The sequence below is a fragment of the Holdemania sp. genome (genome assembly GCF_986127675.1).
Map to the genome: position 1 here is coordinate 1 of NZ_CFQZWI010000018.1, position 13,146 is coordinate 13,146.

14 protein-coding genes are annotated in these 13,146 nt (G+C 51.4%); 2 read left to right on the top strand and 12 right to left on the bottom strand.

The genetic code is table 11. The features are described 5' to 3' along the window. On the top strand, nucleotides 1-199 hold a 199-nt coding region (locus AC5OW4_RS04735; RefSeq protein ID WP_493676719.1), incomplete at its 5' end, for a hypothetical protein. Between the two features lie 348 nt (nucleotides 200-547). After that, entirely contained in the window at nucleotides 548-1,042 is a 495-nt protein-coding gene (locus AC5OW4_RS04740; RefSeq protein WP_072684968.1) for a CarD family transcriptional regulator, read from the top strand. Nucleotides 1,043-1,051: 9 nt separating this feature from the next. On the opposite strand, the gene AC5OW4_RS04745 is transcribed toward AC5OW4_RS04740, so the two are convergent. The 12 genes from AC5OW4_RS04745 to AC5OW4_RS04800 all read right to left on the bottom strand — a co-directional run bounded on the left by AC5OW4_RS04745 (nucleotide 1,052) and on the right by AC5OW4_RS04800 (nucleotide 13,140). Next, complete coding sequence (locus tag AC5OW4_RS04745) at nucleotides 1,052-1,372, bottom strand: helix-turn-helix domain-containing protein (RefSeq protein WP_072684967.1); 321 nt, start codon at nucleotides 1,370-1,372, stop codon at nucleotides 1,052-1,054. A 797-nt stretch (nucleotides 1,373-2,169) separates the two neighbouring features. Then, complete coding sequence (locus tag AC5OW4_RS04750; protein ID WP_195395426.1) at nucleotides 2,170-3,393, bottom strand: phosphopentomutase; 1,224 nt, start codon at nucleotides 3,391-3,393, stop codon at nucleotides 2,170-2,172. Between the two features lie 17 nt (nucleotides 3,394-3,410). Beyond that, on the bottom strand, nucleotides 3,411-4,511 hold the full coding sequence (locus AC5OW4_RS04755) for an aminotransferase class V-fold PLP-dependent enzyme (protein ID WP_195395427.1): 1,101 nt from the start codon (nucleotides 4,509-4,511) through the stop codon (nucleotides 3,411-3,413). A gap of 10 nt (nucleotides 4,512-4,521) precedes the next feature. After that, entirely contained in the window at nucleotides 4,522-5,490 is a 969-nt protein-coding gene (locus AC5OW4_RS04760; protein WP_195395428.1) for an amidase family protein, read from the bottom strand. 6 nt (nucleotides 5,491-5,496) lie between these two features. Then, the gene (locus AC5OW4_RS04765) at nucleotides 5,497-6,666 is read right to left on the bottom strand and encodes an alanine racemase (RefSeq protein ID WP_072684962.1); all 1,170 of its coding nucleotides are present in this window, start codon (nucleotides 6,664-6,666) and stop codon (nucleotides 5,497-5,499) included. Between the two features lie 3 nt (nucleotides 6,667-6,669). Then, complete coding sequence (locus AC5OW4_RS04770; RefSeq protein WP_195395429.1) at nucleotides 6,670-7,581, bottom strand: phosphotriesterase family protein; 912 nt, start codon at nucleotides 7,579-7,581, stop codon at nucleotides 6,670-6,672. A gap of 57 nt (nucleotides 7,582-7,638) precedes the next feature. Then, entirely contained in the window at nucleotides 7,639-8,019 is a 381-nt protein-coding gene (locus AC5OW4_RS04775) for a DUF2620 family protein (RefSeq protein WP_072684960.1), read from the bottom strand. A gap of 24 nt (nucleotides 8,020-8,043) precedes the next feature. Continuing rightward, nucleotides 8,044-9,357, bottom strand: a complete 1,314-nt coding sequence (locus tag AC5OW4_RS04780; protein WP_072684959.1) for a YhfT family protein — start codon at nucleotides 9,355-9,357, stop codon at nucleotides 8,044-8,046. A gap of 35 nt (nucleotides 9,358-9,392) precedes the next feature. Then, the gene (locus tag AC5OW4_RS04785; RefSeq protein WP_072684958.1) at nucleotides 9,393-9,767 is read right to left on the bottom strand and encodes a hypothetical protein; all 375 of its coding nucleotides are present in this window, start codon (nucleotides 9,765-9,767) and stop codon (nucleotides 9,393-9,395) included. Nucleotides 9,768-9,772: 5 nt separating this feature from the next. Then, on the bottom strand, nucleotides 9,773-10,141 hold the full coding sequence (locus AC5OW4_RS04790) for a hypothetical protein (RefSeq protein ID WP_139248634.1): 369 nt from the start codon (nucleotides 10,139-10,141) through the stop codon (nucleotides 9,773-9,775). A gap of 308 nt (nucleotides 10,142-10,449) precedes the next feature. Then, a complete protein-coding gene (gene yhfZ, locus AC5OW4_RS04795) occupies nucleotides 10,450-11,373 on the bottom strand; it encodes a GntR family transcriptional regulator YhfZ (protein ID WP_072684956.1) in 924 nt (307 codons plus the stop codon). 270 nt (nucleotides 11,374-11,643) lie between these two features. Continuing rightward, complete coding sequence (locus AC5OW4_RS04800; protein ID WP_195395430.1) at nucleotides 11,644-13,140, bottom strand: PucR family transcriptional regulator; 1,497 nt, start codon at nucleotides 13,138-13,140, stop codon at nucleotides 11,644-11,646. Between the last annotated feature and the right edge of the window lie 6 nt (nucleotides 13,141-13,146).

The following is a 13,146-nucleotide window of genomic DNA, read 5'->3' on the forward strand; positions in this document are numbered from 1 at the left end:
CGACGCTCTTCCGATCTCATATCAAGTAAAACCCGATGCTTATGCGATCCTTGGCTACCAAGGCGGTCTGCGGGAAGTCCGGACCGCTAGGGATCTGCAGATTACGCCCGAAACTCCGTTTTCCGAAATTGAAGTTTATCAGTTTATTGACAACAGTTGGGAACCTTTAACACTTATTTTTACCGATTCCTCTCAATGATGAAAGGAAATAGAGGCGATGAACAAACTTAAAAAATCAGATTTTGAATTTGTGCTCTGCCTGGTTATTATCTTTCCTTCCGGCTGACTTTGATTCTTTGCGCTATGACATTGGAAAAAATCATCCCTGATGTCTTTTTGCTGAATGTATTCATTTTTCTTCTTCTGATCATCCTGCCGCTGGTTCTTATAAGCCTTATACTGCGATGCTTGGGCCGCTGTTTTCCACGCTTATTTTAACCCTGACTTTCCCCCTTCCGGATGCCGTTGACGATTTTACTTACGAAAATCCCTTAAAAATGGTAAAATAGAGGTATAGATTCACCTTTTGGAAGGGGGAATGAGCTTCATGTTTAAAGAAAAGGATTATGTACGTTATGGTGCGCGAGGAATATTCCAGGTTGATCAGATTGTCAAAAAAGAACTGAAACCGCGCCGTCCTGAAACGTGTTACGTGCTCAATTCCGTTTATGGCATCCATACGCAGATCGTAACGCCAGCCTCCAATTCACAACTGCGCCCGGTCATGAATCGGGAAGAGATTGAACAGATGATCAACGAAATGCCGCAGCTGGAATCCGCCTGGATTGATGATAAGCGCAAACGCGAGGAAACTTACCAGGCAATTCTGGCAGAAGGCGACGGCCGCAAGCTCGCGCAGATGATCATCTCGATTTACACTCAGAAACAGGACAAGCTGAAGGATCGTAAATCACTGTCCCGTGCGGATGCTGAAATGCTCGCCCGGGCAGAAGACCTGCTTCATGAGGAAATTTCATTATCGTTCAAAATAAAAAAAGAAGAGGTTGCCGATTACCTCCTCAGCCGATTTAAAGACAAATAAGTCTGATCGTTACGGAAGAACAGCATTTGATGCCGGCCTTTCCGTTTTTTTATGCTTTTTCAGCTCTGCCGGATTGATTATTTCTTCTTCCTCCTCAAATACATAATCGTTGAGTTCCGGAAAATCCAGAAATTCAGTCAGCGTCATATTAAAGCCCAGAGCGATGCGATGCAGCGTGCTGACACGCGGATCCTTGGTGTTGCCGCGGATAATATTATCCAGCGTCGATTGCCGCAGAGAAGACATTTTTGCCAGGCGATGAACGGTTATGCCTCCTCGCTGACGACACAGATCTTTAATTCGGTGGATAAGCATTTCAGAATATTCCATAGCCGACTCCTTTCATGATTTGATCCCCGTCTTCCCCATTTCTGAAAGACTTGATTCTTATCATAACAAGCAAAAGGCAGGTTTATACCCGAATTCGGTTAACCATCCCTTTTCTGCATCAAAAACAATCGTCTGCTCTGAAAATATTTTCAACAAAGTCAATGTTCGCAGGGAACTGACGCCGCGCATTCGAAAAGGCAAATTCTGTCAGAAATCTGCTTCTTTTCTTCCCATCCTGTATGCTTCCTTCTCTTACTCAGCTTGCTGAGTTCAAGGTCTGGGCAAAACTCTCTTCATCCAGATGCAGCGGGTTATGTTCCCTTCGTTTATCTCATGGCTTGCCCCGTTGTCCCACACGAAGCAGTATCATGGATTGTGCAGCCTCTCTGCCTGCTGTATTTTCCTGTCCCGCTCTCACTTGCAAAAGCACAATTCGCCGGATTATCCCCTCTTCTTTCACTGCATTCCAGATCTGACGCTTTGGTTGATCCTTCCTTCTCCCCTTAACGGCATCAAGCATTTTCTGTATTATCTCTTTCTCTGCAATAAGTATAGAACACCTTAGTTTTAACTGACCAAACTGCCAACATGATTTTCCTGAAACGAAAAGGATTGGCCTGTCTTCTTTCGAATCATGCCAATTCTATTCTTATTGAATGATCTTCCTTATAACTTTCTCTAAGTTCAGGTATTGGCTATTTTCAAGTTTTTCATATCGGTGCTCTCTGCCTGTGCCGATCAATCTTCCCGCCGATAAAAAAGTCAGCATATCCTCTTCGCAATATGCTAACTTCGATTTAACCTTGCGGCAGCTGAAGCAAATCCAGATACGAAGTCCCGTTTTCCGGGGCATCCGTGCCAAAGAAATCACAGCACGTCGCACCGTTGTCGGACATCGTGCGCCGTGTTCCGATTTTCACGCCTTTCAGACCTTTCCGATAAATCAACAACGGAACACATTCGCGGGTATGCCGGCTGCTGCCGATATCCGGATCATTGCCATGATCCGCCTGAACGATTAATATATCGTCTTCCGTCAGTTCCGGCAGGATTTCCGCCAGACCCGCGTCAGCCTGTTCCAGAATCCGCCTGTATTCCGCGCTGTCCTGTGAATGCCCTGCCAGATCAGTTTCCTGAACATTGGTGCAGATAAACCCGGTATCCATGCGGCGCACGGCGTCCAACGTCAGCCTCATGCACTCCGGCGTCGGCACGCAGGAAAGACTGGTACCCAGATCGTTGGCGACAATATCCGCGACCTTGCCGATCAATACGCACGGAATTTTAGCTTTGGTCAGGATTGTTGGAACCTGGACATTCTTGTTGACGCCATACCCCAGATGACGGCATTGATAACCTTGTTCGTAGGATTTGGATTTTGCCGAAGCGATTCCGATAAACCTGCCCTGCCTGATTTCCTCAGCGTTATATAAATCCTGCATCGTATTGCCGGTGCCGCCGAATACGATCACCCGGCCGACCGTCACGACCTCGCGGACCCGCTCCGCGATTTCCACTTCTTTTTCAAAAGAAATCAAATCCAGCGGCGCGGTCACGTTGTAGCACATACCCAGATCTGCTTCCAGATTATCGGCGATCGTGACGAACTTGTCGCAGACCACATACCGCAGTCCCTGTCGTTCGATGATTTCAACTTGATGGCCGCAGTTTTTCAAGTGCGCTGCGACGACGTCGACTTTCTGCTGGAATGGATGGACTTCCGGCTGCTTTGGCAGAGTCCCCATAATTTCCTGATGCCCCATGAACGTATCCGCTCCGAAATGCATCAATTCGCTTTTGCCGAAATTGGCTTGAGGATTGAATTTCATCTGCGCACTTTCGCTGCCATACGCGTTCATCAACCCCAGCTTTTCCAGCGTCGGCAGCTTCAGATCCGGGTGATCGCGCAGGATGCTGCGCAGCGTGTTTGCCTTCTCATCGCCCGGACGCACCGCAGCGGCATCCTCCATCGCGCCGATCCCGAAGCCGTCCAGAACGACGATGATAAATCGCTTACTCATCCGCTTCACCCCCGCACTCAGGCTTCATTCGCTTCCTGAATGCTTTCTGCCAGAATCCTTAACACCGTATCCGCACCGGAGCGGTTGGGATTGATGCGGATCATATATTCACCATAGCGAGGGTCTGATTTTAAGAACGTTCCGGACACGCGGTAGAACATCGGCGCCAGTTCATATTTGGATTCCGCGCCGACCGGATTAGGCAGAGCGCCGCGTTTTTCAGCCGCCGCCAGCACCTTTTTCGCGATCGGCTCAGCAAATTCGACTAACAGCACCTTCGACTGAGCGTTGGCGATGCAGGCCTGCTTAATCCCTTTGACTTCCCCGGCCTGAATGCGTTTGAGCGCTTCTTTTGCTGCGGCATCCGTCAGCGCCAGCATCACCGGCGCGTAGGTCAGACCACGCAGAACCTCCAGCGCTTCCCAGCCCTGCGTCTGGCATCCGCCGGAATAGTGCATCTTCCGGATCCGGTCGATGATCACCTTGCGTCCTACGACACAGCCGATCCCTTCCGGTCCCTGCAGCTTGAACGTCGAGAAGCAGGAGACGTCCGCTCCGCATTCGCATCCGATCTTTTCCACCTTCATGACGCCATAGTTATCGTCGATCAACACTGGAATATCCGCCGTCTGCTTGATCGTGGCGATCACTTCCGCCAGATGATAGCTGTCGTCAATTTTCTGCCGGCTGTGCTGTACCAGCGCCCCGCGGATATCCGGATTTTCCTGCAGCGTTCTGACGATTGCCGACAAGTCGTTAAAGTTGGATGGCACCGGGACCAGACCAAACATTTCAAAACTGGTCTGGGTTGTCGAATAGGCCGGAGCTTCGTGAATCAGAATCTTCTGACCGCACTCCATCATCGCGCTCAAGCCATAGCGAATCGCGCCGGTTCCGCTGCCGCGGACCAAGATGCAATCCTCAGCACCGAAGAACTCCGCAATCGCCTGTTCTGCTTTCCGCGTCGTCACCGGCTGATTGCCCGGCTGATGGACTCCCAGATCCCCGCGCGTTAAACTTTCAGTGCCGCGAAAGTGCCGCGTAATGCAGTCGACCAGCTTAAACTGCTTCTGCATCGCCTGTTCCAAAGTCATATTTTTTAATGGGTAAACGTTCATTGTTGTCCTCCTATATTTCGTAACCTTCGATAAAATAGTTGTTCAGATCCAAAAAATACCGTTCGATCAGTTCGTCATGAACTTCCTCAATCTGTTCGGCCAGATAAAGCAGCCGCGCGATTTTTTCACTTTGACTTTCGCACATCAGAAGCGTCGCCATGCCCAAGCCGGACTGCGGCAGCGACAGCGCCGTTGCACCGGCCAGATTGCACACGCGGACATAGCCCTTCCCCGCGGCCTGCTGAATCCTTTGCGTCCGCGCATCGAAATGACCGAACAGCGAATCGCCGAAACCGTCCAGATCAATCGGCCCTTCGGTGATCATAAAGACGTCGCAGCGTTTCAGAAGCGCTTGTAAATACGCTGTCAGTACGGCGCGCGGTGCGGCCGGATCCTCAATCGCAATGACCTGCGCGTCGATTCCCGGATATTCCCGATCCGCCAGAACCCTTCCAACGCCGGAGGCCGGACGGATGCCGATGGCAGCCTGAATTGCCTTCATCAGGATCTTTTTATCGCGGGCCATAAAGCCGATCGAATTGGCTGATGTGATGTTGTCGGTGTTGGGTTTGAGCTGCTGCGGACGGTCGGCTTCGATCAGCCTGGAAATGAAGCTTAAAATATTGACGCTGATCGCCGGCGCCAAAACGCTGCCCCCGCCGTCGTTGCCGATGCCCAGATCATTGATGCCCGCGAATACGTTGATCGCGGTGCCGGAGGAGGAACCTGACATGAAACGGCCGCTGATCGGATTGATCAGCTCCGTGTCGACAGCCCGGCCGGCCAGCTGAGATTTCTTGTCGATTGTGTGCAGCGTGAAGCCCGCAGGTTCCAGTCTGTGCATCAGCGTATTCGGAATGGAACGCACGTTTTTGATTCCAACCAGAAGCTTTTCCGGATCGCCGTCCAATACCTTGACGATGGATCCATAGGGATTTAGCAATGCGGTTTTATGCTGCAGCGAATAGTTGTCTTTCATCCTGTTTTACTCCCAATTTACCTGAATTTTTCGGCCCTGACTGTCAAACAGCCCGCTGATCCGCGGACAGCCCCGGCTGAGTCCTTCGACGATCGCGACATGGCTGCGGGTTGTAAAAATCTGAGCTCGGAAGCACATCAGCGCGGTATCGGATACCGTGCAGTTGCGGTCGATTTCAAAATGATAGTCGATCGAATCGTCATCGGGCGCCTGAATGTTGAACATCCGCGCGTGCGCGAGATCTCGGCCGACCAGGACATGCGCCATGTGTCCGCGCCGGTAGTGTCCGCCGCCGAAGCAGTACGCCTTGTCCTTATAATTGTGCGAGATTTCCGAAACATAAAGATAGCCGATATTCTCCGGTTCGCGGCTGGCTTTGTGCAGCGGCGTCGTGCCGGTCAGCCCGTGGCCGGGTTCGCCGTTGTTGCCGCCTAACTGCCGGATTGTGGGAATGGAGGCGCAGCAAGTCGCGCTGGGGATGTTGATCAACAATTCATCCGACACTTTATCTTTCAGATAATCCACCGCCCGAAGCAGGCCGCTGACATTGCTTGTGGCTTCTATCTTCTGTGTTTTTTCACTGTAAAGCAACGCTGGAAACACGGTCACGCCGCCGATCCGCACGTGCCTGAGCGACTTGACTTTCGCCAGGATTTCCGGCAGCTGAGCGCTGGAAAAGCCGGCGATCTGACCGGAATACAGGCTGGCGTCGTCATCCGTAATCCGGATCATAAGCGGCTGTACCCGATTGATTTCCGCGGCTGCCTGATCGATCTCCGCAATCTTTTCAAGACTGTACACCGTCATCACATCCGGACGCGCCGCAATGATTTTCCTCAGCGCAGCCTTGGGCGTCTGAACCAGGTGACCGACGTTGCCCAGATGAATTCCATTCTCAATCATCACCAGCGCTTCCTTGTAATCGACCGCGACGCAGCCGGCAAAGCCCAGCTCCATCAGCCGTTTTGCGACGATTGGATTCCGGCCCAGCTGTTTCAGCATGAAAAACAATTTCACATCATTTTGACGGGCGGTTTCCAGCATTCGCCTTCCATTTTCAGCGATCGTATCGAGATCCAACAGATAGGTGTCGGGGAGAATCAGACCCTGCTGATGCGCATGAAAAGCAAATTCGATCAGTTTTGAATTATTCTGCAGGCATTGATTCAAAAACATAGTCTACCTCCACTCGTTATCCAGGATCCGCGCCGGATTATCCGTCAGACAGCGTTGAATCTGCCGCTCTGAGGCGCCGGCCTGCTTCAGAAGCGGAACGACCCACTTCATTACGCTCAAATACCCGTCTCCGCCATGACTTGTGAAATAAGTCCGCCGGGATATATCGTTGCTGAAAAGCAGATGATCGCCATAGCCGGCTTCCATGATCGCCAGCGCGTTGCGGGCGCGGGTTTCATCCGGCATGTACACTTTCTTGCCGCAGGTGTCAAACGCGAGATTCACGCCGTAATTCAACAGCTGGCAATGATACTTTGTGTCGTCGATCAAGTCCTGATGCCCGATGATGATCTTATCCGGATCGACCCCTTCCGCCAGCAGCGTTTCGATCGTTTCCACGGCGGTCGCGCGGCCGGTGTGCGTCGATACCGCCGCCCCGGTCAGCCGGGAAGCGATGCCGGCAGCCTTCAGAATCTTCTTTTCCTCCCCCTCGAAGCGTTCCGGGGACGAGGCGATCTCAGCGATGATCCCGGCCCGGATTCCGGTATCGTCGATGCCTTCGGTCAGCTCCCTGACATACACTTCTGCGATCTGCTGAGCCGAAGCTGTTTTCAGCCAGTCCGGGTGATACTGCGTTAAATAAAAACCGGTGGACGCCACGATCGTCAATCCGGTGTCCAAACTGATCTGTTTCAATTTACGGACGTCGCGGCCTAAATCAATCGTGCTGACCTCCACTGCCGCCTGAACGCCCAGCGCCATCATCTTTTTGATTTCCGGCTCGACTTCCGCCGGCGTTTCAATCATGCTGATGCCGTCATGACGGACCCGATCCAGATCCACAATGAAGTGTTCGTGGCACATCGTAACGCCCAGCTTTTCTTTTTCAATATCGTTTAAAACCGTACGGATCATGAAATTTCCTCCTTAAAAAGAAAGAGGCATCCGAAGATGCCCCTAAATGAATACCCGCTATTCAGGTTTTCCTTCAGATTTATCAATCAGAGCCTGCACCAATGCCGGAACTACTTGTTCAGTATGAGTTTTAACATAGCCAAACGCCTTATGATTTCCTGAATAAATGAGATGACGAATTTGTTTTTCATTCGGACAATTGCCTTGTTTGGAAACGGTCAGACAGTTCCCATAGCCCAAAACCATGATCGCCGTCGCAAGCGAGCCGCCGCCTCCGGTCATACAGCTTCCCAAGTAAAAATCCACATCACCGCTTTTCACTTTCCGCGCCGCGATCATATCCGGATCCAGCGAAGCTTCAACAAGCCCCGGGAATTTCTTCTCAATAATCTGTTTCGTTTGTAACGCGGTTAATCCGCAGCATTCAATTTTTAACATAAGCAATTCTCCTCTTTCATTCCATTACAATAGGACTAGTCCAAGAAAGATCATGATGTTGTACAGAATACCGACTGCAACGGCCGCTAACGGGCCGACTGCCGACTTCGGAATCCGCTGTCCGGTGACGTCGTTGAGGACGAAGAAACCACCGACGATCATAAGACCGACTGCACCCCAGGTTGCGTTTGCCGCCAGGAAAGAACCGGCAACCAACGCCAGACCGATGCAGGAAACCATCGCGTCACGGATATAATCGCCGCATTTGGACAGTTCCGGGAACTTCGATAACCCCTTGCCCAATAAGCCTAACAGCTGAATTTCAACAAATTCCGCAACAAAGCCGAAGACAGGAGCCAGCCACCAGGTCGGAGCCAGACAGCCGACCAGCATCACCGTCGTCAGACCGACAGCCTGATAAACGCCGGTTGCCAGCGCCGTGGAAACGATCAATGGGATAAACGCGATAATAACGCCGATCATCGCCAGTTCAAACGTGCCCATGTTGCCCGCTAAGACAGCTGAGGACAGGACATACGGCTGATAAGCCTGAGCCAGAACATGAATCCCCAACGCGTTCAGCGCGCCCTGGATGCACAGATAAACCCAGTTGCTCTTAATCCGATTGGCATTCTTCGTAAACAGGTTTTCGGTTTCCGAATCATTTTCCACGCTTTCCGCATTCTTGCTTCCATTAATGGAATAGACAAGCAGGCAGATCATGCCGGCCAGCATCGCGAAGGTGTACGGATACAGGCTGACGGAGATCGAACCGAAATTGACAGCGCCGACCACTGTGCAGAAAATGTAGACGATCGCTTCGATAAGACCGGTTGTGATTCCCTTTTTAGCCCCGAACTGGCTTGCGATCGCAACCGCTGGGAACATACAGAACACCGGCAGCGCCGGGGAGCTGATCTGTGTCAAATCATTTAAGAAGTTATACGGCAGCGCTGTGAATGCAGAATTGATAAAGCTGGTGCCGAAGGCGCACAGCGCGCCATACGCACCGCCGATGATTAACGCGACCCACTTGTTCGGCGACCAGGCGCCCAGGCAGTCGGTAGCGATTAACGTCAGATGACAGGCGATCAGGCCTGTGCCCAGCCACTGGCTGAAGCCGGCCAGAACCCAGCCGAAACCCATGCCGGTAACGACGACCGCAAACTCCGCCCGCGTCATCCGGCCTTCCATCAATTCTGGAAAAACCGGCCGCGCGCCGTCGTTGAAGTTGGAAATACATTTGTGCGAAAGCAGGCTCGCCCAGGCACAGATCGCAATCAGAACGATCGCGCGAAACGGCAGTGAAAATTCAAAATTAGTAATGATTCCTTCCATGTTTACCTCCTCTTACTAACATGATTCCCCTTCATTTAATCGCCGCAGCCTTCTGCCAACCGGGCGATTAAATTATTTATGTGAAGCAGCGCGTAATCCTGTTCGGTTTGATTGAAATGATTGCGCGTCGCCGCCATAACATCCTGAAGCATCTGCAGCGATTGCGGATAGCTGTCCAACCCTTCCAGCTCCGCCTTCACCTCCGGCGGCAGCGGTTCGATTTTCTCCCCCGTCGCATTGCGGCCAAAGGCCGCGCACAGATGCGCGATAAACGTATCGGCGTTTTCCTCCTGAAGCTGAATGTGATATTTCTGGTCAAACATCGCGATGATCGCCTGAATGTCGTCAACGTCGGCCGGCTGAATCATGCCGCCCTCCAGATACAGATTCAATCTTTCCGTAAAATCCATTCTCCTCATTTTCCTTTCTTTTTGTTTTTTACCGGCGCATTTTTCGCGGTTTCCACCGGCATGTACCGAAGTCCGAACAGCTTGTCCGTCAGCGCCAGACATAGCTGATCGGAAAACTGCGTAATCACGATCGCAATCGAACAGGTGACGATCAACGCGACATAGCTGGTCAATGTCCCCAGCCGGCTGCAGCCGTACATCAGCAGACTGACGACGACCGCGACGAACAACATGCGGATGTATTTCAGTTTGCGCTGTGTCGCAGGATCCAGCGCCATCACCGCGTGGCAATGCGTGCATTCCCATGACTTCCGCAGCTTCATCTCACTAACTTCATGGATCTTGCCACATCGGTAACATTTGATTTTTTTCATCTCATCCCACCCAATATACACTATTCCGTATTTACAAATTCAGTATAGCCCCGGCAAGTGAGAAAGTCAACAAGCAAAATACATTTTTATGTATTTTGAAGTTCGATTGATTTTTCTTACCTTTCCACTGCCGCCTTCGGCGTTTGACAACTCCTGTCGTTTTTCAATTCTTCTTGAATTTCTCACCTTTCCATTCTGATTCCCGAGATTTAAAGCAGGGCAAGACATGGGCCGCAACAGCCTTGCAGACATAAAAAAAACCAGTTTCTTCCGTCCGCGTCAGAATCTGACAGACGATCGAAACCGGCTTAATAGCTCGGTGTTATTTTTTCTTCCAGAACCAGGCGCTGGATGTTCAGCACCGTTTCCACGTCGACCAGTTCTTTGATCAACGTCGAAATTTCATTCTCTCGGGCAACGACCAGTACGGCCTCGGTGTTGTCTTTGTTGACCTGCTGGATTGATTTCGTATGGATTTTGACATGTTTATCGTTGGCTTCGTCGATATTCATGACCGTCGCGTCGATATCGCCGGAAATCACGCGCTCGATGATCCGCGAATATTCGATCTCAATAAATTCGACGTTTTTGCCCTGACAGACAAACTGCGTCAGCTCTTTCTGGTCAATCGAGGCAGAATCAATGCCGACCTTCATCCCGTCCTGAATTTCCCGAATATTCGGATTATGGAACATGATTACGTGATTGCTTAAATAAGAGCCTGCGCCGAAACCGACGACGATCTCAATTTTATCCGGATATTTTTCGATGAAATAATTGGCGGCGTATCGGGAAACGACCGCGAAGTCGTAACGTTTCTGCAAAACCATGCTGATGCGGTTGACAGAGCCGCGCATGTAGGCAAGATTGATCGGCAGGTCGTAATTATTTTCCATCGACGCGATCAAACCGGAGGCCAGTCCCTCATAACGGCGGCTGTAAGGCAGCGGCATCGTGCCTAACAACATCCGCACGCCTGCAAATTTCAGCAGCACCCGCATGTTCTTTTTCACCAGATAGGAACCCAGATGGCCCTTGGATTCAATCCGCACCGCTTCATGATCCACCAGCGTCTTGATCGCGTTTTGAACCGTGCCGCGGGCCAGACTTAATGAATCCACAAATTCGCTGACCGTCGGGATTCGTTCTCCCACTGAATATTTCAGCAGTTCCTTGGATACTTTAATCGTCGCAATCGCATTTTTCCCCATTAAATCTTCATAGTACATCATAGTTTATCTCCGTTTGCTGAACCTTGCGCGCCAAAACCGGCCGGCGCTCTCTTTCCTGTTATTTTACCATCGAACCGGATAAATTCAAAGCCAGGTTCACGCGGCCGATCAAAATTCCCGACTTTCCGCAGATTCCCTGAAAGCTTCAAAATCAGCGTCTTTGCGGATCGAAAAAGAAACGGTCCGTTAAGATTAAGAAGAGAGCGGGAAAATATTCCGATTGACTTCTCAGAGATAATCCGGCGTGCAGAGGCTGAGCGGCGCTGAAATTCATGGGCCGAGGTATTCGTCAATCTGGATCGACAACAGAAAATTCTGGCAATCCTTGGGATTCTCACTGGCAAATCCGCTGATCTGGCGGGCTTTCTGAATCCGGTAAGCCAGGGAGTTGCGGTGCAGATGCAGTGCGGCGGCCGTGTTTGTCGGACTGCACTGGGATTGCAGATAGGTTTTAAACGTCGCCAGAAAGTCTGTCTGATGCGTCTGATCAAAGTCTTTTAAGCGCTGAATTCCAGGATGGACAAAATCGTGCAGCGCTAACGCGCTGTGACAGGACAGAGTGTGCAGCAGCGTCTTAAAATAAAGATCGCGGAAAGCAACCAGACCGCTCAGGGCGTCCGTCACCGTCAATCCCCCCTGAAGCATCGCTACGACGATCGGACAGCTGGCGAGGTTTTCGATCGGATCGCTGACGATCATCAACGTCTCGGATTGCAGCGCCAGCGTATTCAGCGCTTCCTGCCGGTCTTCGTTCCAATCCTGCGGATCGAGCAGAAAATACAGATCGTTCTGATGTTGAAAACTTTCAATGACCTGCACGCGGCGGTTGATTTCCTCATTGTAGTATTTCAGCGTGCAGGTTTTGCTTTTTGGAATCTGGCTTAACAACAGGCAGAAGCTGCGGTTCAGCAAGTGCGGAAACGCCTGCAGCCGCGAGCGCAGAATTTCGGGATGGAAAAACCGGCCGTGCAGAATATCCTGAATCAGCAGTTCAAATTGCGTATCCGCCTTTTCCGCCGCATTGTTCGCTTTAAACAGCTCGATCTGTAAAAGCAGCGCGAGCTGATCGACAAGACGCACGTCGGTCTGTGTAAACGGACGGTTCAGCTGCAATACCTCAATGCCGCCTAACAGATGCGGCAAAGCGCCGATCGAGCAGCTGATCAACTTGAGCCGCTCTTTGTTGTAATCGACCAGCTGAGCGCAGCGGATATGGTGCTGGCTGAACCGCATGATCGCTGTTTCGACATGGCGCAGATATTCCGGATGTGGTTCCTTGTGAATCAGGAAATAATCGTAAACCGGATTGCCGCAGGGTTCATCGGGCCAGGAACAGATCAGGGAAAACATTTTATCCAGAACGTGGATCGGATTCTGAATGTATTGACAGGCGGTTTTCACCAGCGCAGTAATGCCCTCGCCCGAACTCGCCGCCCGTCCCAGCGCGGACAGCGCCTGCGCGTACACGTCGGTGTCGGTCAGCAGCGCAGAGAGCGTCTGGTATAAATCCAGCGCGCTGCCGGTATGATAAACCGCGGCGTTAAAGGCTGGCGCGCTGGCTTCCATCAACAGAAAGAAGCATTGCGGATAGGCCGAAGGATCCAACGTAAACGGCTCAGCCTGGATATACAAGGTCGCGGGCGTCAGCACAGCCGGCAGCTCAAAGATCAGCTGACAGCAGGTGATCGGCATTTCGCCCAAATCCCGCGGGATGGATATGGCATAACCGCCTGCGACAGCGGCGATCAACGCCTGACTCTGCATCATTAATTC